This window comes from Pseudomonas sp. LRF_L74 (genome assembly GCF_965644255.1).
Taxonomy (GTDB): Bacteria; Pseudomonadota; Gammaproteobacteria; order Pseudomonadales; family Pseudomonadaceae; genus Aquipseudomonas.
On the sequence record NZ_CBFFRH010000003.1, the window covers coordinates 373,438 to 392,957 of the forward strand.

A 19,520-nucleotide genomic window follows, 5' to 3' on the forward strand; every position below is an offset into this window, starting at 1 on the left:
CTCGCTTGATTGGTCCCGGCGGTCCCGGGAATGGCTGCGGACGTTAGGAATCCTTTGTGGCACTTGAATGACAGGTGGCGGCGCGGAGGCCGCGGCAGCGGCGTTTTCGTGTGGTTTAGCGATGGTTTTGAGCTGGAATGACCTCCTTATCCAGGTGTCGATCGTTGCCACGCTCCGCGCAGCTATGCCGCCAGTGGCGCCGCGCGCCTGGGATGCATTCCCACGCAGGGCCCGGGGACGCCCAGGGCAAGCTGAAGCCACCCTGAAAAACTCCCCCTCAACAGAGCATTTGCCCTGAGCCGAATCGACCCCCCGCCGGTAACCCAACCGTCATCTGCGGCTGTTTCCTTGGCGCCATCACGCCGTTCGCCCGACCAAGGAATCCCTATGCTGCGCCCTCTGCTTCTCGCCACCCTGATCGCCGCCACACTGTCTGTCCACGCCCAGCCGACGCTCCAGCACTCGCCTGGCGCGCCCTACGCCGCCGGCGTGCTGGCCGACCGTATCGTGCTCACCCCCGGCGCCAATTCGGCAACCACGATGGCGGTGACCTTCCGCACCGATCTGCAACAGGCTGAAACGCTGCTGGAAATCGAACCCGCCCTGGCCGGCCCCAGCCTCGGCGCCCATGCTCGGCAACTGAGCGGCAGCAGCCGCCAGTTGCATAGCGAGAACGGCCCCGCGCTCTACCATCAGGTGCGCATCGACGACCTCAAGCCGGACACGCCCTACGTCTATCGGGTGAAAGGCAGCGCTGGCTGGAGCGAATGGCATCAGTTCCGTACCGCCCAGGCGCGGTTCGCCCCGTTCACCTTCATCTACCTGGGCGACGTGCAGAACGACATCCTCTCCATCGCCTCGCGCACCGTGCGCCAGGCCCTGCGCAGCGTCGCCCACCCGGCGCTGGTGGTGCATGCCGGCGACCTGGTGGCCCAGGGCGAAAAGCTGGCCCATGACGATGAATGGGGCGAATGGAACCAGGCCGGTGGCTATGCCTACGCCAGCATCCCGCAACTGACTGCCAGCGGTAACCACGAATACCTCGACACCCTGCTGCCCGACGGCCGTGAGAGCCGTCGCCTCGGCCCACACTTCCCGGCTCAGTTCGCCCTGCCACGCAACGGCGCCGCCGAGGTGGCCGATACCAGCTACTTCGTCGATTACCAGGGCGTGCGCTTCAGCGTGCTCGACGGCACATCGGCCCTCGATCTCGGTACGCTGAACGCGCAGACCGAATGGCTGGAACACACCCTGAGCAGCAGCCAGGCACGCTGGAACATCGTGGTCATGCACCAGCCGATCTACAGTTGCGCCCGACCCACCGACGCCGAAACGCTCAAGGCCGCCTGGCAGCCACTGTTCGAGCGCTACCGTGTCGATCTGGTGCTGCAGGGCCACGACCACTGCTACAGCCGCATCAGCGAAGACGCCGGGCGCGAAGCCAGCGCCAAGGCGCGCCAGGCGCACCACCCCATCGGCCCGGTGTACCTGGTCTCGGTCACGGGCTCGAAGATGTACGGCCTCAACGAACGCGCGCCGCACCAGACCGACCGCGTCGCCGAAGATACCCAGTTGTACCAGACCATCACCGTGGAACAGGATCGTCTGCAGGTTCGCGCCTACAGCGCCGACGAGCGCCTGTACGACGCCTTCGACATCCAGCGCGACGCCAGCGGCAAGCGCTACCTGCACATCCCCAAGCTCGCCGTGCCGGGCGAACGCCTGTGCCACCAAGGCAGCGGGCCGGATGGCCTGCCCTGCACCGCGCGGGACAAGTGATGTCATCGTTCTGTGATGTGCCACGGGCATGCTCGGCAGGCCCGTTCCATGCCCGGAGATTCGCCGTGAAGTCCCTGCTGAAGATGCACAGCCTGACCCTGGTCGGCCTGTTTCTCGTCGCCAACGCCGGCCTGCAGATCTACCTGGCGGCCGGTACGATCAAGACCTGGGCCGAGATCAACTGGACGGACGTGGCCGGCGAAGGCGGCACCTGCCTGATCCTCATCGGCTGGCTGGTGATGCTGCTGCGGGCGCGGCCAACCGGGCGGGTCACCCGCCTGCTGTCGCTGGGCCTGTGCTGCACCGCCTTCTCGATGTGGATGGACACCCTCGACGAGTTCATCCGCCTGAACCCCGAAGCGATCTGGGACAACTGGCTGGAAACCGCGCCGATGCCGGTCGGCATGCTGCTGATGACCCTCGGCATGTACCACCTGCACCGCGAACAGCAGGCGATCAGCCAGCAGATGAGCAAGCGCGAGCAACTGCTGCGCGACCATCGCCTGTTCGACAACCTCACCCCGCTGTCCGGCGCCCAGTACCTGCGTCGGCATCTGCAACAGGCCCTGGATCAGGCGCGCAGCGCCAACCAGCCCTTGTCGCTGGTGGCCATCGACCTCGACGACTTCAGCCAGATCAACCAGCGCTACGGCCAGGACGAAGGCGACCAGGTGCTGCAGGTCATGGCGCAACTGCTGCTGTTCAACCTGCGCCAGCAGGACATGCTCTGCCGCCTGGCCGGCGACCGCTTCGTCGCGGTACTGCCCAACACCGGCGAAAGCCAGGCCTGGGAAATGGCCCGCGACATGCGCCAGAGCCTGGCCAGCATCGCCCACCGCAGCCAGCGCCACGGCGAGCGCCTGCACCTGCAAGCGACGGTGGCGGCGGTGATGGCCCTGGACGAAGACCAGGCGCAGCTGCTCAAACGCCTCAACCTGGCCCTGGCCCAGGCCAAACCCCGCCTGGCACGCAGCGCATGAACGGCTACGAGTGCGACACGCGGTTCATCGCCGCGCATCATCTGCCGGCGCTGCTGATCGACCTGGCCCGCTCGCGGCAGATCGACACCCACCACCTGCTGCGTGGCTGCGAGCTGTTCTACAACGACATCATCACCGGCCGGACGCTGATCAGCCCCAGGCAGTTCCTGCGCCTGATCGACAACGCCCGCCGCCTGCTCGCCGCGCCGGACACCAGCTTCCTCTTCGGCCAACGCCTGTGGCCCGGCCATTACGGCGCCTCCAGCCATGTGCTGGAACAGGCTGACAATCTGCTGCACGCCATCGAGCAGATCAGTGAATACCGCGCCCTGCTCTCACCGCTGATGACGCCGGTGCCGCACCTCGACGACAAGTACCTGCACCTGTACTGGCGCGACAGCTGTGGCGGCGGCGAGTCGAAGACGTTCCTGCTGGAAAGCCACATGACCGCCGTGGTCTCTCTCGGCCGCCGGCAACAAGGCGAACGCCTGCCGTGGCGCTTCCAGTTCGCCAGCGCCGAACCGGCGTACGTCGAGCAGTATTGGGTCCACCTGGGCGACGACCTGAGTTTCAACCGCCCCTCGACGGTCATGAGCCTGCCACGCGAGTACCTGTCACGCAGTTGGCCAGGGCTCGCCTCGACCGGCGGCCTGGTCGCGCGCCAGGCCTGCAACGAGCAATTGGCGACCTGGGGCTGGCGGGCGAGCTTTCTCGATGGCCTGCACGACTACCTGAGCGAGCACATCCAGCAACCGCTCAATCTCGAACGCGTCGCCGCCGCCTTCGGCACCAGCCCCGCCTCTTTCAAACGCAGGCTGAGCAAGCACGGCACCAGCTTCCAGGAATGCCTGGACAACACCCGCCGCGACCTGGCCCTGTACCTCTATCAGGTCCGTGGCTGCAGCAACGAGGATGTCGCCCTCAAGCTGGGCTTCAGCGACATTCCCAACTTCCGCCGCTCGTTCAAGCGCTGGACCGGCCGGGTGCCGAGCGAACTGGGCAGCCTGCTCGGCCTTTGAGGCGGCAGGCCAGGCGAATGGCTGCATCGAGGCAGGAGCGGACGTTCGTGCGATGACCATTATTACGCGGTGTGTTTAGCCGTCATTCCCGCGAAGGCGGGAACCCAAATAAAAAAGCGCTTCTGGGTTCCCGCCTTCGCGGGAATGACGATTGAGGGTAGAGCTGGCGTCCGCTCCTGCCTCCAGGCTGCCTGCCCGATAGGCAAATGGTGCAGCAAAACGTCAGTAGCCCCTGGCCCTGGCAAGCTGGAAATGACCTGATCTTTGTGCATACTGGGCTCTGCAGGAACGTCCCCACAACGTAGTTGCATTGCGCTTCACCCCTAAGGAGGCCCGTATGGCCGGTTGGTTCGAGTTGAGTAAAAGCAGCGACGGTCAGTTCAGATTTGTCCTCAAGGCAGGCAACGGTGAGACCATTCTCACCAGCGAGCTGTACACGACCAAGAAAAGTGCGGAAAACGGCATTGCATCGGTTCAGTCAAACAACGCCCAGGACGAGCGTTACCAAAAGCTTGAGTCGTCCAATGGCAAGTTCTATTTCAACCTGAAGGCAGCGAACCATCAGATCATCGGAACCAGCCAGTTGTATGCCACTGCGCAATCGCGGGAAACGGGCATCACCTCGGTGAAAAACAACGGCTCGAGCAAGACAGTCAAAGACAATACCTGAGCCTTTGGCTCACGGAATCACGGGAAACGAAAAACGCCGGTTCGATGGATGATGTTCGTGCGAGCGAACACATCTGCAAACCGGCGTTGTCGTTCACGACATCGATACGTTTTGGCCAAAAAAAAGGCGACCAGTCTTAACGGGTCGCCATCATTCATTCCGGAGGAGGAATGTAATAAGTAATCCGAATCGCAGGAGACGGACGAACGAATTCTCGTTCTTTGGTACAGGGTGGACCATTGCACCATGGTCGTAGACCCTGGCAGTCCTGCGGCCTCAGCCGGATCGGCGCGCCTTGGCCTCACTGAAGCCATACAAGGCTAATCCACATAACGCCAACGCCCCTCCGACGAGGCCGACCTGGCTCACCCCCATCTGCGCACTGACCACACTGCCGAGCAATGCACCGCCGCCGATACCGACGTTATAGATTCCGGAGAACATCGCCATCGCCACGTCAGTGGCATCGGCAGCCAGGTTCAACACCCTGGATTGCATCGCCAGGCCGAAGCCCATGATCGCGATGCCCCAGGCCAGGCTGAGCAGGCCCATGTGCCAGTCCCTGCCAGCGGCGGGCAGCAGTAGCAGCAGGCACGCCACCAGGCCGGCGATGGCGACCGCCACGAAGCCACTCGCAAAGCGCGTGCTGTAGCGACTGAACAGCGCCGAGCCAAGCATGCCGGCACCGCCGAACAGCAACAGCAGCAAGGTGACCTTCTCGCCACTCAACTGCGCGACGCTCAAGGCAAAGGGTTCGATGTAGCTGTAAGCGGTGAAGTGCGCGGTGATCAGCGTGGCGGTCAGCACATAGCAGACCACCAGGGCCGGGCGCTTGAACAGCATCGGCAGGCTGCGCAGCGAACCGGAATTCTGGCTGGGCAGCAACGGCAACGTGCGCATCAGGCAAGCCAGGGTCAGGCTGGCCAGCCCGGCAATCGACAGGAACGTAGTGCGCCAGCCCAGCGACTCACCGACCAGGCGGCCCAGAGGAATGCCCAGCACCATGGCCATCACCGTGCCGGTGGCGAGCAGCGCCAGTGCCTGGGTCTGCTTGCCCGCTGGCGCCACCCGCACCGCCAGCGACGCGGTGATCGACCAGAACGCGGCGTGCGCCAGGGCGATGCCGAGGCGACTGAGCATCAACATGGCGAAGCTGGTGGCGATCCCGGAGATCACATGGCTGACGATGAACAGCAGGAAAACCAGGGTCAGCAAGCGCCGTCGCTCGATGTTGCGGGTCAACTGCATGATCGGCAGCGAAGCCAGGGTCACCACCCAGGCGTAGATGGTCAGCATCAGGCCGGTCTGCGAGGGCGGCATGTCGAAGCTGCCGCCGATATCGCTCAACAGGGCCACCGGCACGAACTCGGTGGTATTGAAGATGAACGCCGCCAGTGCCAGGGCGATGACGCTCAGCCAGCTCCCTGAACGGGGCTGCTCGGAGGTTTGCATAATGATCCACGTACCTTGGCTATCCGGTGATCCCACGCGCCCATGACGAGATCGCCCAGGCGGCAAGACGCAGGACGAAGCGCTGGGCAATGAATAGTTATAGGAATGCGGCGCGGGGTAATGGGCGCGAATTCTACGCCGCGCCCACCCGCCCAACAACCATGCGGGCAGGCTGCGTGGCGAAAGCCGAAACTGGAGTATCATCGTCGCCCTCGCACGCCCTTGATCCGAAGGAAAACGATGCACTATCTCGACTTGCCGCCGTCCATCAGCGCCCGTGGATCGGTGAACCTGCCCGGTTCGAAAAGCATTTCCAACCGCACCCTGCTGCTCGCCGCCCTCAGCGAAGGCGTCACCGACATTCGCGGTCTGCTGCACTCCGACGATACCGAGCGCATGCTCGAAGCGCTGGACAGCCTTGGGGTGAAGGTCGAGAAAACCGCCGAACAGGACTATCGCATCGTCGGCACCGGCGGCCACTTCCCGGCACTGGAAGCCGACCTGTTCCTCGGCAACGCCGGCACGGCCTTCCGCCCGCTGACCGCGGCCCTCGCGTTCAATGGCGGCACCTATAGACTGCACGGCGTACCGCGCATGCACGAGCGGCCCATCGGCGACCTGGTCGACGCCCTGCGCCAGGCCGGCGCGGACATCACCTACCTGGGCGAGGAAGGTTTCCCACCGCTGCTGATCAAGCCGGCAAGAATCGCCACCGACGAAGCCATCCGTATCCGTGGCGACGTCTCCAGCCAGTTCCTCACCGCCCTGCTGATGGCCCTGCCGATGACCGGCCGGCAAACCTCGATCCAACTGGTCAGCGAGCTGATTTCCAAACCCTATATAGAGATCACCCTGAAGCTGATGGCCCAGTTCGGCGTGCAGGTCAGCGCCGAGGGCGAGGATCGTTTCAGCGTCCCGGCCGCCCGCTATGCCAGTCCCGGCACGCTGTTCGTCGAGGGCGATGCCTCGTCCGCCTCGTATTTCCTCGCCGCCGGTGCCCTGGGTGGTGGCCCGCTGCGCGTGCATGGCGTGGGTGCCAACAGCATCCAGGGCGACGTGGCCTTCGCCGAAGCCCTGCAGGCCATCGGCGTCAGCGTCACCTACGGCGAGAACTGGATCGAGACCTCGCTGCCTGGCGGCCTGCCACTCAAGGCTTTCGACCGCGACTTCAACCACATCCCCGATGCGGCCATGACCCTGGCCGTGCTGGCCCTGTTCTGCGACGGCCCCTCGCGCCTGAGCAACATCGCCAGTTGGCGGGTCAAGGAAACCGACCGCATCGCCGCCATGGCCACCGAACTGCGCAAGCTCGGCGCCATCGTCGAGGAAGGCGAGGATTGGTTGAAGGTCACGCCGGTGAAGCAGCTCAACGCCAATGCAGCCATCGATACCTACGACGACCATCGCATGGCCATGTGCTTCTCCCTGGCCACCTTCGCCGGTGTGCCGGTGCGGATAAACGATCCGAAGTGCACGGCCAAGACCTTCCCGACCTACTTCGAGGTGTTCGCCTCGGTGGTCCGGTCGGCCTGAGCAGCTTCAAGCGGCAAGTTGCCAACTTGCAGCTTGCCGCCGCTAGTAATCCACCCTGCCCCGCCCGGCCTTGATCGCCCCACGCTTGCTCTTGCCCTCCAGGCGCCGCTGCTTGGAACCGAAGGTTGGCTTGGTCGCGCGCCGGGCCTTTTCCGTCTTGCCGGCGGCACGGATCAATTCGGCCAGGCGCTCCAGCGCATCGGCACGGTTCTGTTCCTGGGTGCGGTATTGCTGGGCCTTGATGATCACCACGCCATCGGCCGTGATGCGGCCGTCGCGCAGCTCCAGCAAACGTGCCTTGTAGAACGGCGGCAACGACGACGCCTGGCTGTCGAAGCGCAGGTGCACGGCGCTGGACACCTTGTTGACGTTCTGCCCGCCGGCGCCCTGGGCGCGGATGGCGGTCAGTTCGACTTCATCGTCAGCCAGGTGAATCGAGTTCGAGATGATAAGCATGGCGAGCAGTTTCAGGCCTCAAGCCGCCAGCTTCAAGTCAAAAGCGCGCGTTGCCCTCCCCCCGCCGCTTGAAGCCTGCAACTCAACGGCGCTCTTCCACGACCACGGTGCAGGTCATCCCGGCTGCCAGCAACAGGCCCTCCGGCACCTCGTCGAGGTGAATGCGCACCGGCACGCGCTGGGCCAGGCGTACCCAGTTGAAGGTCGGGTTGACATCGGCGGTCATCTCGCGGCTCTGCGGGTTGTCACGGTCATAGATACCACGCGCCACACTGTCCACATAGCCACGCAGCACCTCGCCACTCATCAGGCGCATTTCCACCTTGGCGCCGACCGCCACCCGTGGAATCCGGGTTTCCTCGAAGTAGCCATTGACGTAGAAGGACTGGCCATCGACCAGCGCCATGCTGGCTTCGCCGACCTTGATGTAATCGCCGCGATAGACATTGAGGTTGGTTACGTAGCCGTCCACCGGCGCCCGCACCTCGGTTCGCGACAGGTCCAGCCGCGCCGCGTCGCGCCGGGCCACGGCCGCCTGGTAATCGGCCAGCGCCTGGTCGGCCAGGTGCGCCGCGTCTTCACGGTTCTCGCGCGAGATCACCAGCTCGTCCATGTCCGCCCGGCGATCCGCATTGACCTTGCGCTGCTGCAACGCGGCCTTGCGCGACGCCACTTCGGCCTCGGCCTGTTGCAGGGCGAAACGGTAATGCTCGGGGTCGATGCGCAGCAGCACGTCGCCGGCCTTGACCCAACCGTTGTCACGGACCGGCACCTCGACCACCAGGCCGGCGACATCCGGCGCGATATTGATCACGTCGGCTCGCACCCGGCCGTCACGGGTCCAGGCGCCGTCCATGTAATGCAGCCACAACAGGCGCACCAGGAAGATGGCCAGGCCGAAGATGAGCAAGGTCATGAAGACCTGGATGACTCGTTTCACGAACAGGACCTCAGCGGTAGATGAGCAGCGCCACGGCGCTGTACAGACAAGTGAACAGGCTCACGCGCAACAACACCGGGTGCCAGGCATGCCGATAGAAACCGATCTGGGCGAGCAGCCGGTCCAGCCCCCAGCCGGCCACCAGCACCAGCAGGAACAGCGCAGTCAGGCTCGGCATGTACAGGCCGTGCCATTCGATTTCACGCGGCATGAGCGACTCCATGAAGCGGCGCGGCCTTGGCCGAGGCCAGTGGCGATTGCGGATCGAGCAGCGCGGTGCGGATGAAGTGCAGGTAACTCTGCAAACGGCGCAACGGCGAGGTCTCGAACTGCGGGGCGAAGGGTTCGGCAGTGGACTTGACTGCTTCGATGGCCTGCTCCACGGCTTGCTGCGCACGCTGCAGGTTGGCCTCGCCCGGCTGGATGAACAGGCGCACCAGGGCACGGCCCATGGCCCGGATCGAACGGCGCCAGGCCGTGTTCTCGCCATAGCAGCGCAGCCGTGGCAGGCGCTCCTGCTCCAGGCGTAGCTCGATCACCGCATGGCCGATCTCCTGCACGGTGAACATCCAGCGCAGCAGATGACGCTGCACGTCCGGCCTGCCCACGGAAAAGGCATGGGCCTGGCTCAACAGGTCACGGGTGCCACTCTCGAACTCGCTGACCAGGCCCTTGACCCGGCCACCGACCGTGCGGACCACGCACAGGCGCAATTCCTGCTCCAGGCGCCGCCACAGCCAGGGGCGGTTGGGCGGCAGGATCAGTGCCGCGGCCAGGGTCGCCAGGACCATGGACAGCAACATCGCCAGGTACTCGTTGATCATTCGCGAAGGATTGTAGAGCGTCAGGTTGGCCGGCAGCGACAACATGCAGAACCACAGCAGCAGGCCCAGGCCATAGCCGTTCCAGGCGGGTCGCGAGAGCCACCAGGCGCCGAGCGCGAACACCGGAGCCAAGGCACAGAAAAGCAAGGGGAAACCATCCAGGTTCGGCAACACATAGAAGGTCAGGGTGAAACCGCACACGGCGCCAAGGGTCGCACCCAGGGTCAGGTGCAGGGCCTGGCGCTTGGGGTTGGCGGATGTCGAAACCAGCGCCGACAGCATGCCGACAGTCATGACGAAGGTTTCGCCGCTGGGCCAGGCGGTGGCGATCCAGAAGGTACTCAGGCCGAGGATCAGCAAGCTGGTACGCATGCCTGCCACCGCCGCCGCCAATGCGTTGGCACGCGGGCGGAAATTCTCGCGCCAGTCTTCACGGGCGTGCTGGTTGTCCAGCAGCGAGGCATGGGTCTGCGCATAGTTGTGCAAGTCGTCGGCAAAGCGATAGAGCAGCTCGGCGGCGGTATCGAAATCCAGCGCGCCCTGTTCGTCGACCTGCCCGACCGCCAGTTGCCGGCGACCATCGCGGCTCAGTTGCATCAACGCCAGCTTGCAGTCGGCCAGGCGCTCGGCCAGCAGCACCGCATCCGCTTCGCTACCCTGCCGCTCCCGCTGGCTGGCCAGGACCGCGCTGATCTCGGCCAGGCAGGGAGCCAGAGCCTCCAGGACCCGCTGGGCATCGCGCGAAGTCGCCACATCGAGCCGCCGCAGCAACTGATAGAGCGCATGAAAACGCGTCGAAAGGACCATGAACTCGTTGTTCAAGCGGCCCAGGCGCCCGCTGCGCATGCGCATGTGCGGATCTTCGAAGGTGGATGCGCTGCGCAGGTTCTCCAGGCCTACCGCGGCGGCGGCGAAACGCGCGTTGAGTGTATCGAAGCGACTGGCATCGAGGCGGCCGGCCAGGCCATCGCAGGCGAAACCGGCGAACTCCCGGAAACGCCCGTGCAACGCGTTGCCCAGGTCACGGCTGGCGGTCTGCGGCAGCACCAGCGCACTGATCGCTCCCGTACAGAGAATGCCCAGGCTGATTTCCAGTACCCGCCAGATCGCCTGCATGAACGCACCTTCCGGATGCTGGGTCGCCGGCAGGCCGATCATCACCGCCGTGTAGCCGGCGAGCAGGCAGGCATAACCACGGAAGTCGCGATAACGCGCGGCGCCTGCCGTGCACAGGCCGATCCAGATCGCCACGCACAGCAGGAACAGCACGCGCTCCTGATTGAACAGGGCAATGAGCGCCACCATGACGCTGAGGCCGACGAAGGTACCGATCAGGCGATAGAAACTCTTGGCCAGCACCTGCCCACTTTGCGGCTGCATGACGATGAACACAGTGGCCAGCACCGTGGTCGGCTGCGGCAGCTCCAGGCGATAGGCCAGCCACATGGCGATGAAAGCCGTGAGCAAGGCCTTGCCAATGAACACCCAGATGATGCCGTCACTCTGCAACCAGTGGCTCCAGGCCTGCCTCATGTTCATGGCTGCGTCCCCCGCAAGGTCACCGGGCGGGGTGACAACATGGGCTGATGGGGGCCGTCGGCATCGCCGAGCAGACCGCCACCCAGGGCCAACAGCAAGTCCACCTGGGCCATCAGATAATCAGCTCGCAGACGCTGCTGCTGGCGTTGGCGCTCGAACAACAGCGGCTGGCTGTCGAGCACTTCACGGTAGTCGACCAGGCCGCGCTGCTGGGCGACGAGAGCAAGGTCGAGCGTGTGCTGCGCAGCCTCGAGCGACTCCCCGACCAGATGTTTCTGTTGGCGCAGCGATTTCAAGCGCACCAAGGAGTCGGAGACTGACCTGAGCGCCTGCACCAGCGCCTGGTTGTACTGTTCGACGGCCAGGTCGTACCCCGCATTGGCCGCACCGAGCTGGCTGCGCCGACGCCCACCATCGAACACCGGCAAGGAGAGCGCCGGCCCGATACCGTAGGTGAGCTTGTCGTAGCGCAGGAAATCCAGCACGCCACCCTGGGTCGCCGAAGTACCGATGCCAGCGAGCAGATCGATGTTCGGGTAGAAATCGGCCTGGGCGACTTCGATGCCACGCGCCTCGGCAGCGACCCGCCAGCGGGCGGCGACCAGATCTGGGCGATGCCCGAGCAGGTCCATGGGTACCTGGGCGGGCAAGGCGATGGCGCTGATCGCCGCCAGCCGTGGTCGTTGCAGGCGCTGCCCCGCGCCCGGTCCCTCGCCGGCCAGCGCGGCGATCTGGTTGCGACCGAGGGCAATGCTTTCCTCGATGTCATCCAGCACGCGGTGCGCCTCAGGAATACCCGACTCTGCCCGGCTAAGTTCCAGCCGGGTGCCGATCCCCCGTTGCAATCGCTCACGCGCCAGGTCGGCCTGCTCCTGCTGCTGCTTCAAACTGGCTTCGGCGATATCGCGCTCGGCGTAGTGAAGGGCAAGGGCGATGTAGCTGCGCGCCAGGTTGCCCTGCAACTCCAGCGCCACCAGGCGCGCCTCGACCGCAGTGGCATGGGCCTGGTCCAACGCAGCCTCGCCACGGTTGCGCTCCTGCCCCCAGAGGTCAAGTGGATAGCGCAGGCCTAGCTGGCCGGTGTTGTTCCAACTGCTGGTGCGCGCCAATTCTCCAGGACCATAAAAGCTGTCATCCGGCCAGCGCTTGCGTTGCATGCTGACGTCCAGATTGGCCTGCAGGCTTTCATCGGCCTCGACCACGCCGGCCAGCGCCCGCGCCTGTCGCACTCGCGCCAAAGCGACAGCCATGCTCGGGCTGCCTTGCAAGGCCTTGTCCATCCAGGCATCCAGTTGTGGATCGGCAAAGCCCAGCCACCAGCGTGCGGCCGGCCAACCCGCCTCGGCCTGGGCCGAGTTCAGCGCCGCGCCAGGGTCGAGCAGGTTCGCATCAGCCAGACGTGACTGGGTGACGAGGTCGTGGGAATCGATACAAGCGGAAAGCAGGACACAGAACAGCAACGGGGCGCGGTAGAAGCCGGACCGGAGGAGGCGGAGCACGACGGCGAATCCTGAATGGGTGGGCAGCCGGAAAAGGCTGGCGATTCTATGGCCACGCCAGGGGTAAGGATAAGCACGATAACAGATGAATCATTGTGTACTAAAACGCCATAATCTCCATGCTGAAACCTGCCAGAATCGCCACCCTCGCGGGCCCGGAGCTCCAATGGATACCCTGTTCAACATGCGCGCCTTCGTCTGCGTCGCAGAAACCGGCAGTTTCACCGCCGCCGCCCAACGTCTCGACCTGACCACATCCTATGTGTCGCGCGCCGTCGCCAGCCTGGAGTCGCACCTGCGCACCCGGCTGCTGCAACGCACGACCCGTCGCGTCGCCCTCACCGAAGCCGGCCAGCGCTACCTGGCACGCTGCGAGCAGATCCTCGGCTACATCGAGGAAGCCGAGGCCGAGGCCAGCCAGGCCCATGCCCGCCCGGTCGGCAATCTCAAGGTGCATGCGGTGACCGGCATTGGCCAGCATTACCTGATCAAGGCCATCGCCGCGTACCGGGGCATGCACCCGGATGTCAGCTTCGACATGACCCTGGCTAACCGCACGCCCGACATCCTCGATGAGGGTTACGACATTTCCGTGGTGATCGCCGAGGAATTGCCCGACTCCGGCTTCATCTCCCAGCGCCTGGGCTCGACCTATAGCGTGCTCTGCGCGGCACCGGACTATCTTGCCCAGCATGGTGAACCGCTCCGTCCCGGCGATCTCGGGCAGCACCAGTGCCTGCGCCTGGTCAATCCGGTCATGGCGCTCGACCATTGGCAATTCAAAGGGCCAAACGGCCAGGAATTTGTCGACGTGCCGCAAACGCCTTTCCAGGTGAACACCGCCGACGCCATGACCGAGGCCCTGAAGGCCGGCATCGGCATCGGCGTCCTGCCAATCTATTCGGCGGCAGCCGGCTTGCGCGATGGCAGCCTGGTGCGCGTATTGCCCGAGTACAACCTGTTTCCGCTGGGAATCTTTGCGCTGTATCCATCCCGGCAGTTTCTCGATGCGAAGATTCGTACCTGGGTGGAATTCCTGCGGGATTTTCTGCCAGCCCGACTGGCGGCTGACGAGGCCTGCATCGCCCCCTTGGCTAATAAAAAATTTCCGGGAGAATTTTTTAACGCCGCTTGCGCCAGCCCGCAGGGTGACGCACAGGGATTTGCACCATAAAAAACGGCCAGTACAGACTGTGTGAAAACGTAGCGAGCGAAGGTCAGGCAAGGCAAAAAACGGCGAAAAAGCGCAGTTTACGGGCTGTAAATGAGCATTTTGACTGGGCTGGCATTCCAGCTGTTTTTTAACGCCGCATGGCCGAGCGCAGTAGTTTTCACACAGTCTGAGTACCAAGCGTTTGGTGAAAACAGACTGATGGCCGGAAGTCTTTATGGTACGCGGGCTTAGCTCTACTTCGGGCCGCTTTGCCGGATGGTGGCGCTGTGGGCTGGGAGCCACATAGGAGCGTCGCGGTAGAAAGCCGGAACGTGCTGCATCAGAGACGATAGCCAGCAGACGGCGGCCGCGTTTCACCGTCATAGCCCAACCGGCTACCGCCCTCGAGAGAACGCACAGCTTCGGGCTGCGCGCTCGAGGGATGACCGCCAGCAGAAACCGGCAGCATCAGCCTGGCCGATGCGCTGAAGTTCGCCGACTCGCGCACTGACCTCAGCTTCAAGTTCAAGCTCGAACGCGGTTTCTCCGCCGACGACGCCGAACTCAAGGTGCTGCGCGACGGCTAGCCCGGATATTTCACCAGAAGAGAATCGGCACAGCCTTTAGCAGTCCGTTGAAAAACGTAGGCGACGACTGCATGGATGCAGGAGGTAGAGCGGCGCAGGACGCCAAAGTCGAGGTGGTTTTTCAACGGTCCGCTAGAGACTGTCGCCGTTGCATCGCGAGTCGTGTGGCGCGTGGCGCCTCATAGCTCGCTGTCTTCCGGCGAGCGTAACAGGCGAGCCAACTGGTGGCGGCCGACGTCGAGGACGACTCTGGCCAGGTCGTCGTTCTCATCGCTGTTAGCCAGACCCTTGGCGATGCGCCAGCAGTGCTGGCCGATTTCCCGCGCATTGGTGGTTCCGGCGGCCTGGTTGGCGAGGATGAACAGGCAGGCCCAGCCAAGCAGTTCGGGATTGGCTTGGATCTTTTCGAGGGTGTCCGCGTTGGGACGCTCTTCGTTGTTGCCACCAAAGGCCAGGGTGATCGGTGACATGCCAGCAGCTCCGGCAATCTGTTCTAGTCGGTCCAGGGTCGGGAGCGTCTCTCCCGATAAATAACTACGCACTGTTGCTTCAGACAGTTTGCATTCGCGTGAAAAACTACGCAAGCTTTTCGCGCCTATGGCGGCCCTGAGCCTCTTTTTGAAGCCATTAATGTTAGGTGAGTCACGGATTTCAACGCTTTTTTCAGAAATCTCTGGCGTAGAACTTCTATCTGTCATCACATTTTCCACGCTTGTGAAAATTATATGGTTTGAAGGTTTTTGCGTTTTTATTCTTTGTTTTGCGTTTTTTTATGTCGTATCCTGCGGCCCGTCGATGTTTGGCGGAGGCGTTCGAGGCATCCCCGCGGATCCTGGGCGAGCCGCCCCTGTGGTGACAAATGAGAGATTCTAGCGAGATAACGGTGCTGCATCATCGTCAGTCGTGCGTACCCGGAGTTCGCCTGGCGAGGTGCAGATGAGCGAGGACCCCTCCGCCGGGTCGACAGACCTGCATTTTCTACTCGAAGGACGAACCAGGCTGGCCTGGACGAAACGCGACTACCCACCTGACAGTGCCGACTACTTGGAGCGCCGTGTCGTTGCCGTGCCAGGCGACCTGCGTGCGCACATGCTGCGTATCACCCTGGCCTTGAGCGAACCGGGGCGGACGCGATTGCCAGGCGTGCTGGCTGATCTGTTGATTGTCCTCGATGGGCACGGCGCGGCACTCAAGGCACGTCTGCTGCGGAGCCTGGCGCCGCTGCTCGACGAACGACTTCACGCCCTGTTCACACCCTGTTCGCTGACGCCTTGGTCACCAGCACTCGTTGCACTGGATGGCTGCGTGCTGGGGCTTGGCGTGAGTGGCGACACGCAGTTGGAGTGGCCGGCGGCGGAGGAGTCGTCGTGCATACACCGTTGAGTATCGCCCTGCACGGTTTCGCGGCGGCGGAAAAGGCCGCGATCACCCATTATCTGAAGCGTCGCTTGCCACACTCCATGCGGGTGGTCGAAGCCGACGCGCAACTGCCGATCGTCAACCTCGATAGCCACGAGGGCGAAGGCACTTGGCAGCGGGTTGCTGGCCGGCAAGGGCTGCCGAGTATCGTGCTGTCGATGAAGGAACGCCGTCTGCCGCTCGCCCACTGGTTGTCGAGACCGCTCGAATTGGTGGCACTGGTGGCGTTGGTCGAGCATCTGTCGATGCAGCGCAAGGCCGTGCCGGCGCTGGCGGATAGCGCGCTGCGGCTGCGCTATTCGGCGGCTTCGGATGATCGTTACCACGACCCGGCGCTGCGCGACGAACTGTTCTATGCACCACAAGAGTATTTCCAAGGCGACTTGGCACGGGCGCTTGGGCTGGCTGCGGAAGACGGCCGGGCGCTGCGTATCGAGGGCGGAGGCATGGGCCTGACGGTGTGCGCTGGCGGGCGGCAGGTCTCCAGTGCCTACCGGGACTCGCAACTGGCCAGGCTGAGCTTCCTGCGCAGCGAGGATTGCCTGCTACGCCCCTGCCCGGAGGTGCCCAGCGACGAGCGATTGCAGGCGGCCGATGCGCTGCTCTGGCGCCTGGCGATCCGCACCGCACGCGGCCGGGTGCCGCACGGTACGTCGCTGGACGAACCGGTCGGCCTGCGCCGCTGGCCGAATTTCACCCGTCTGCAACGGCCGCCGCATGCCTTGCGCATCGTCGCCCAGTGGCAGGTTCGACCGCTCGGTCTGCTGGCCACCGCACAGGCCCTGGATGTGCCCTGCCACGCGGTGTTCTCGATATACAGCGGCTGCTGGGCGCTGGGACTGCTCCAGGCCCCCACGAGCGAGGCTGTTGCGCAGCCGGTGGCATCCCTACCGGCACGCATCTTCACCGCCCTGCTGGGACGCCTGCGCCGCCGGGCCGGCGAGAAGGATTGAGCGAATGAAAAAACAATACAAACTGATCTTCAGTGGGCCGGTCGGGGCCGGCAAGAGCACAGCGATCCGTGTGCTCAGCGATACGCTGGTGCTCGGTACCGAGGCCCTGGCCAGTGATCTGACACGCCAGCGCAAGCCCACCACCACGGTCGCCATGGACTACGGGGTGATGCGCCTGGACGGTGGCCTGCGTGTGCACCTGTACGGCACGCCCGGCCAGGAGCGCTTCGACTTCATGTGGGAGATCCTCAGCGAGGGCGGGATCGGCCTAGTCCTGTTGATCGACAACGCGCGCCCGGCCCCGCTCGACGACCTGGCATTCTACGTCTCGGCCTTCCGCGAGTTCATCGACAGTGGCTACCTGGCGGTCGGCGTCACGCGCATGGACCTGGCCTCGCAGCCGACGCTCGACGGCTATGCCGAGCGCCTGCGCGAACTGCGGATCCGCGCCCCGGTGTTCGAGGTCGACGCACGCCGCCGTGCGGATGTCGCGATCCTCGTCGAGGCCTTGCTGCATTGCCGCCAGGCAGGCGCCGGGCATGGCTGAATCGACGCTCTACCTGTATCCGACGCCGGCCGGGGCCTATCACGCAGTGGCCGATACTGATGCCGACGCCGCGCGGCACTGGCTGCTACGGCTGATGGCCCTGGGCGTCTCGCCGCCGTTCGACGTCGCGACTCTGCAGCGGCTGGGCAGTCGGGCAGACTTCGAGCGCTTACGGCAATTGCGCATGCTCCAGACTTGCCGGACAGCCTACCAGCTCGCCGGACGCTCGCTGGAGGCGGTGCTGCCAGAATTGCTCGCGGCCCTGGCCGGGAAAGGCCGGAGCCTTTTGGTGGACGATCAGGGTTTCCACCTGGCCGGGCATGGCTTCGCCGCCAGCCAAGCCGATGAACTCGCCGGCCTCGCTGCCGAATTGTGCGCACTGCGGCGGCGCTACACGGGCCTGCTGGACGCTGGCCTGGCCTGCCGAGAGCGGGCCTGGGCACTGGTCGGGGCGGGTGGCTACAGCCAACTGGGATTCTGGCCGCTGCTGGTGGGCGAGCAATGTTTTGTGCTGATCCTCGACGGTCGCCCCAATCTCAACCAGCACGCCGCCCTGGAGCTGATCTGGCACCTTGTGCATCGCTATGGTGCCGCGGCTCCGCAACCGATCCCCGGCTTCGCCGATGAGCCTCCTAAAACACCCACCGCCCGCACGGGCCCTATTCAGGAAACAGCGATATGCGTTCAGACGTCTTGATATCTATCTTGAGCGACCTCAACGGCAGTTCCGCCGACATTGAGGCTTCCGCGGTGATTTCCACCGATGGCCTGATCATGGCATCACTGCTGCCGGCGGGCATGGACGAGGATCGGGTGGGTGCGATGAGCGCCGCCATGCTGGCGCTGGGTGACCGCACCGCCAGGGAACTGGCACGCGGTGAGCTGGAGCAAGTTCTGGTGCGTGGTCAGCAGGGCTACATCCTGATGACCCATGCCGGCAACGAGGCGGTGTTGACCGTAGTGACCAAGGCCAATGCCAAACTCGGCCTGATTTTCCTCGACGTCAAACGTGCCGCAGAAGCCGTGACTCGTATTGTCTGACCCGGAGAGCCCTGATGAGCGCATCTAACGACCTGGATTTCACCACGGCCTGCCTGGAAGGCAAGCGCCTGGTCAACCTGACACCCGATGACGAGTCGCTGATCCGCGACCTGGCGCCGCTGGTGATCCCCCACCTGGACGGGGTCACCCAACGCTTCTACGCCACCTTGCTGGCGGTGCCGTCCAGCGCCGCGATGCTGGAAGGGCGCGTGGAGCAACTCAGCAGCACCCATCGAGCCTGGCTGGAAAGCCTGTTCACCCGCGACATCGACGCGACCTACACGCAATGGATGCATCACATCGGCTCCGTGCACGTGCGGGTCAAGCTGCCGGTCGAGTTCATGACCTGCGGGATGACCCTGATCCTGCGCGAACTGATCGAGCTGATCACCGGTGAGGAGAGCCTGGAACGGAGCGTGCGCCTGCGTGCCGTGCAGGCGTTGACCTCGTTGTGCGGCTTCAGCCAGTTGATCATGCAACGGAGCTACTCCAGCAACAGCCTGGAAGTCGAGCTGGAACGCTTCCTGACCATCACCGGCATGTCGCGCAAGCTGTTCGACAACCTGGCCTCGGCGTTCTGAGCGGCCGTTCCCGTCACCCATGAGGTTCTCGTCGGCCAGCGATGTCTCGCTGCCGGGCGAGGCTCGCGGGATACAAGGGGGCGGCAGCCGGCTGCGGTAGCCCGGTACGAAGTGCATCTGCACGTCGGGCAGGTCGCCCGCCAGCGGCGTGCGAGCGAAGCCGCCGGCCTCGGCGCCCAGTTCGAGGATCTTCGCCTCCTGCTCGCCGACGGCCTTGAGGCCAAAGGCTTCCTCGGAGAGCTCACCGCCTTCGGCGAACCAGTACGGCTCGCCTATTGGCGAAGTCCGGCAGCATACCGCCCATCTCGCGCATGAAGCCCATGCCGCCGAGCACGGCGCGACCCAGGGTGGAGCCGTGGTAGCCGTTCCAGCGGCCGATCATGATCTTCTTGCGCGGCTTGTTTCGGGCTTCCTTCAGACTCGAAGTCGCCCGCGAAACCCTTGCCTCTGGCTAGCACGTCCCCTTGCCGGGTGTGCGGGTGACTCCCCACTGAGTGGATGCGCCCTGCCGGGCGCACCATAAAAAAACCCGCTCGATGAGCGGGTTC

General features: G+C 64.4%; 19 protein-coding genes and 2 pseudogenes. 13 read left to right on the forward strand and 8 right to left on the reverse strand.

What is annotated here, in order from left to right; all coding sequences use genetic code 11:
- Nucleotides 1–387 precede the first annotated feature (387 nt).
- From ACSZPK_RS10355 to ACSZPK_RS10370, 4 genes are all read left to right on the forward strand, one after another.
- Entirely contained in the window at nucleotides 388–1,779 is a 1,392-nt protein-coding gene (locus ACSZPK_RS10355; protein ID WP_437881366.1) for a metallophosphoesterase, read from the forward strand.
- Between the two features lie 65 nt (nucleotides 1,780–1,844).
- Entirely contained in the window at nucleotides 1,845–2,759 is a 915-nt protein-coding gene (locus ACSZPK_RS10360; protein WP_437881367.1) for a GGDEF domain-containing protein, read from the forward strand.
- Nucleotides 2,756–3,778 (forward strand): AraC family transcriptional regulator ligand-binding domain-containing protein, encoded by a 1,023-nt coding sequence (locus ACSZPK_RS10365; RefSeq protein WP_437881368.1) that lies wholly within the window; start codon nucleotides 2,756–2,758, stop codon nucleotides 3,776–3,778. The genes ACSZPK_RS10360 and ACSZPK_RS10365 overlap by 4 nt, the downstream gene beginning before the upstream one ends.
- Nucleotides 3,779–4,115: 337 nt before the next feature.
- Complete coding sequence (locus ACSZPK_RS10370) at nucleotides 4,116–4,448, forward strand: YegP family protein (RefSeq protein ID WP_437881369.1); 333 nt, start codon at nucleotides 4,116–4,118, stop codon at nucleotides 4,446–4,448.
- Nucleotides 4,449–4,724: 276 nt separating this feature from the next.
- On the opposite strand, the gene ACSZPK_RS10375 is transcribed toward ACSZPK_RS10370, so the two are convergent.
- A complete protein-coding gene (locus ACSZPK_RS10375) occupies nucleotides 4,725–5,900 on the reverse strand; it encodes a sugar transporter (protein WP_437881370.1) in 1,176 nt (391 codons plus the stop codon).
- A gap of 240 nt (nucleotides 5,901–6,140) precedes the next feature.
- Between ACSZPK_RS10375 and aroA the strand changes: the two genes are divergently transcribed.
- Nucleotides 6,141–7,433: a 3-phosphoshikimate 1-carboxyvinyltransferase gene (aroA, locus tag ACSZPK_RS10380; RefSeq protein ID WP_437881371.1), complete on the forward strand. Its 1,293-nt coding sequence runs from the start codon at nucleotides 6,141–6,143 to the stop codon at nucleotides 7,431–7,433.
- A 42-nt stretch (nucleotides 7,434–7,475) separates the two neighbouring features.
- On the opposite strand, the gene arfB is transcribed toward aroA, so the two are convergent.
- The 5 genes from arfB to ACSZPK_RS10405 all read right to left on the reverse strand — a co-directional run bounded on the left by arfB (nucleotide 7,476) and on the right by ACSZPK_RS10405 (nucleotide 12,691).
- A complete protein-coding gene (gene arfB, locus ACSZPK_RS10385; RefSeq protein ID WP_437881372.1) occupies nucleotides 7,476–7,889 on the reverse strand; it encodes an alternative ribosome rescue aminoacyl-tRNA hydrolase ArfB in 414 nt (137 codons plus the stop codon).
- A gap of 82 nt (nucleotides 7,890–7,971) precedes the next feature.
- Nucleotides 7,972–8,805, reverse strand: coding sequence for an efflux RND transporter periplasmic adaptor subunit (locus ACSZPK_RS10390; protein WP_437881573.1), 834 nt, complete (start codon nucleotides 8,803–8,805; stop codon nucleotides 7,972–7,974).
- Between the two features lie 34 nt (nucleotides 8,806–8,839).
- Nucleotides 8,840–9,040: a DUF1656 domain-containing protein gene (locus ACSZPK_RS10395; protein ID WP_437881373.1), complete on the reverse strand. Its 201-nt coding sequence runs from the start codon at nucleotides 9,038–9,040 to the stop codon at nucleotides 8,840–8,842.
- A complete protein-coding gene (locus ACSZPK_RS10400) occupies nucleotides 9,030–11,186 on the reverse strand; it encodes an FUSC family protein (protein WP_437881574.1) in 2,157 nt (718 codons plus the stop codon). Before ACSZPK_RS10400 ends, ACSZPK_RS10395 begins: the two co-directional genes overlap by 11 nt.
- Before the next feature lie 2 nt (nucleotides 11,187–11,188).
- The gene (locus ACSZPK_RS10405; protein WP_437881374.1) at nucleotides 11,189–12,691 is read right to left on the reverse strand and encodes an efflux transporter outer membrane subunit; all 1,503 of its coding nucleotides are present in this window, start codon (nucleotides 12,689–12,691) and stop codon (nucleotides 11,189–11,191) included.
- A gap of 166 nt (nucleotides 12,692–12,857) precedes the next feature.
- Between ACSZPK_RS10405 and ACSZPK_RS10410 the strand changes: the two genes are divergently transcribed.
- Complete coding sequence (locus tag ACSZPK_RS10410; RefSeq protein WP_437881375.1) at nucleotides 12,858–13,865, forward strand: LysR family transcriptional regulator; 1,008 nt, start codon at nucleotides 12,858–12,860, stop codon at nucleotides 13,863–13,865.
- Between the two features lie 434 nt (nucleotides 13,866–14,299).
- Nucleotides 14,300–14,431, forward strand: a pseudogene (locus tag ACSZPK_RS10415) (type IV pili twitching motility protein PilT); the annotation flags it as partial.
- Between the two features lie 179 nt (nucleotides 14,432–14,610).
- Here ACSZPK_RS10415 and ACSZPK_RS10420 read toward each other — a convergent pair.
- Nucleotides 14,611–14,901, reverse strand: a complete 291-nt coding sequence (locus tag ACSZPK_RS10420; protein ID WP_437881376.1) for a hypothetical protein — start codon at nucleotides 14,899–14,901, stop codon at nucleotides 14,611–14,613.
- Between the two features lie 466 nt (nucleotides 14,902–15,367).
- Between ACSZPK_RS10420 and ACSZPK_RS10425 the strand changes: the two genes are divergently transcribed.
- Genes ACSZPK_RS10425 through ACSZPK_RS10450 form a run of 6 tightly spaced genes read left to right on the forward strand, consistent with a single transcriptional unit; the run spans nucleotide 15,368 to nucleotide 18,972 of the window.
- Entirely contained in the window at nucleotides 15,368–15,814 is a 447-nt protein-coding gene (locus tag ACSZPK_RS10425) for a hypothetical protein (RefSeq protein ID WP_437881377.1), read from the forward strand.
- Nucleotides 15,799–16,803, forward strand: coding sequence for a hypothetical protein (locus tag ACSZPK_RS10430; protein WP_437881378.1), 1,005 nt, complete (start codon nucleotides 15,799–15,801; stop codon nucleotides 16,801–16,803). The genes ACSZPK_RS10425 and ACSZPK_RS10430 overlap by 16 nt, the downstream gene beginning before the upstream one ends.
- A gap of 4 nt (nucleotides 16,804–16,807) precedes the next feature.
- Nucleotides 16,808–17,350, forward strand: coding sequence for a GTP-binding protein (locus ACSZPK_RS10435; protein WP_437881379.1), 543 nt, complete (start codon nucleotides 16,808–16,810; stop codon nucleotides 17,348–17,350).
- Nucleotides 17,343–18,047: a hypothetical protein gene (locus ACSZPK_RS10440; protein ID WP_437881380.1), complete on the forward strand. Its 705-nt coding sequence runs from the start codon at nucleotides 17,343–17,345 to the stop codon at nucleotides 18,045–18,047. The genes ACSZPK_RS10435 and ACSZPK_RS10440 overlap by 8 nt, the downstream gene beginning before the upstream one ends.
- 8 nt (nucleotides 18,048–18,055) lie before the next feature.
- Complete coding sequence (locus ACSZPK_RS10445; protein ID WP_437881381.1) at nucleotides 18,056–18,391, forward strand: roadblock/LC7 domain-containing protein; 336 nt, start codon at nucleotides 18,056–18,058, stop codon at nucleotides 18,389–18,391.
- 14 nt (nucleotides 18,392–18,405) lie between these two features.
- Complete coding sequence (locus ACSZPK_RS10450; protein ID WP_437881382.1) at nucleotides 18,406–18,972, forward strand: protoglobin domain-containing protein; 567 nt, start codon at nucleotides 18,406–18,408, stop codon at nucleotides 18,970–18,972.
- A gap of 135 nt (nucleotides 18,973–19,107) precedes the next feature.
- Here the strand turns inward: ACSZPK_RS10450 and ACSZPK_RS10455 are convergent.
- Nucleotides 19,108–19,372, reverse strand: a pseudogene (locus tag ACSZPK_RS10455) (aspartate aminotransferase family protein); the annotation flags it as partial.
- Nucleotides 19,373–19,520 lie beyond the last annotated feature (148 nt).